This window comes from Roseateles sp. P5_E11 (assembly GCF_054049355.1).
This window is the reverse complement of the sequence record NZ_JBFUMO010000920.1, coordinates 1-1,574: the sequence shown is the minus strand read 5'-3', so window position 1 is coordinate 1,574 and position 1,574 is coordinate 1. Positions and strand designations below refer to the sequence as shown.

Below are 1,574 nucleotides of genomic sequence, written 5' to 3'. Positions count from 1 at the left end.
ATAGTGCATTGGCATAAGCGTGCTTGACTGCGAGACTGACAAGTCGAGCAGGTACGAAAGTAGGACAAAGTGATCCGGTGGTTCTGTATGGAAGSGCCRTCGCTCAACGGATAAAAGGTACYCYGGGGATAACAGGCTGATMYYSCCCAAGAGTYCATATCGACGGSRGTGTTTGGCACCTCGATGTCGGCTCRTCTCATCCTGGGGCTGTAGCCGGTCCCAAGGGTATGGCTGTTCGCCATTTAAAGAGGTACGTGAGCTGGGTTTAAAACGTCGTGAGACAGTTTGGTCCCTATCTTCCGTGGGCGCTGCAAGATTGAGAGAGCCTGCTCCTAGTACGAGAGGACCGGAGTGGACGCACCTCTGGTGTATCGGTTGTCACGCCAGTGGCATTGCCGAGTAGCTAAGTGCGGAAGAGATAACCGCTGAAAGCATCTAAGCGGGAAACTCGTCTCAAGATGAGTCTTGCCGGGGCCTAGAGCCCCCTGAAGGGTCGTTCGAGACCAGGACGTTGATAGGCTGGGTGTGGAAGCGCAGTAATGCGTTAAGCTAACCAGTACTAATTGCCCGTGAGGCTTGACCCTATAACTTTGAGAGTCTGTGCGCAGCACGTCTCAAGGTGAGTGTTCAAGTTATGTCGTTCTTCGAAGCTACGAAGACGCAATCAAATTAAGCTGATTCCGCTGCCAAGCGATAAAACTTGCAGCGTGCAGATTGGATAAAACCAAGTTCTGCTGACTCTACGAATTGGGTTTATTGACCATGTCAATGAACCAACCAGTCAAGCCTGACGACCATAGCGACTTGGTCCCACTCCTTCCCATCCCGAACAGGACAGTGAAACGAGCCAGCGCCGATGATAGTGCGGATTCCCGTGTGAAAGTAGGTCATCGTCAGGCTATTTACCCCTCAAAACCCCTCCAGCTCAGGCTGTGAGGGGTTTTGTTTTTGGGTGATCTGAATATTCAGCCGGATTCAAGAGTGCGCGGCAAACGAATCGGGCGGTGATGAGCAATGCCGCCTGCCGACATGGGCAGATTTCGGATGCCCGTTGGGTGCTGTTACCGTATTGAATTGGTAGCGTCAATTCAGGCCCACTCTTCGGCGTCCAATCTAGAACAGGTTTTGTTGGCGACTTGCCGCTAAGGGCCGCAAGTCCCACCTCCCCAGAACTTCATAGCGATAGGGCGATCCACCTCCGACAACGAGCAAGACCTCATCAAGAATCCATTCGATGGCTTCCTTGATTTTTGGAGGTTTCAGATGCTTGGGCGCTGTATAGCTGGGAGTGACGTGCGGGGTGTGTCCCACGCGATCATCAATTCCCTCGGCCGCTAGCACCCTATGGATGCAGCGAGCAACCCGGGGAAACCGTGGGGGCTGCCTTTGGCTCTGAACGACCAATGCTCTCCATTGGCCACGATGCGATTCAGCGTCATGGCAACCGCCTGCGCTGAAACCCTGCCACCCGCACGCAGCATCCGCTCGCGCAGATCTGGCGTGTCCTCCTCCCAATGGCGGTCCGAGAGGGACTGATGCCAATTCGTCGGCACGAAAAGCGCCAGGCCAAGTTG

Annotated in this window: 1 protein-coding gene and 2 rRNA genes; 2 read left to right on the top strand and 1 reads right to left on the bottom strand. The window is 54.4% G+C overall.

Features of this window, described 5'->3' with window-relative positions; genetic code table 11:
* Together ACXJKR_RS32100 and rrf are read left to right on the top strand one after the other, a co-directional pair.
* A 23S ribosomal RNA gene (locus tag ACXJKR_RS32100) occupies window positions 1–584 on the top strand; the annotation flags it as partial.
* Window positions 585–786: 202 nt separating this feature from the next.
* Window positions 787–899: ribosomal RNA gene (gene rrf, locus ACXJKR_RS32095) — 5S ribosomal RNA — on the top strand.
* A 435-nt stretch (window positions 900–1,334) separates the two neighbouring features.
* Here rrf and ACXJKR_RS32090 read toward each other — a convergent pair.
* Window positions 1,335–1,574: hypothetical protein (locus ACXJKR_RS32090; RefSeq protein WP_457326301.1), on the bottom strand; the 240-nt coding region annotated here is incomplete at its 5' end.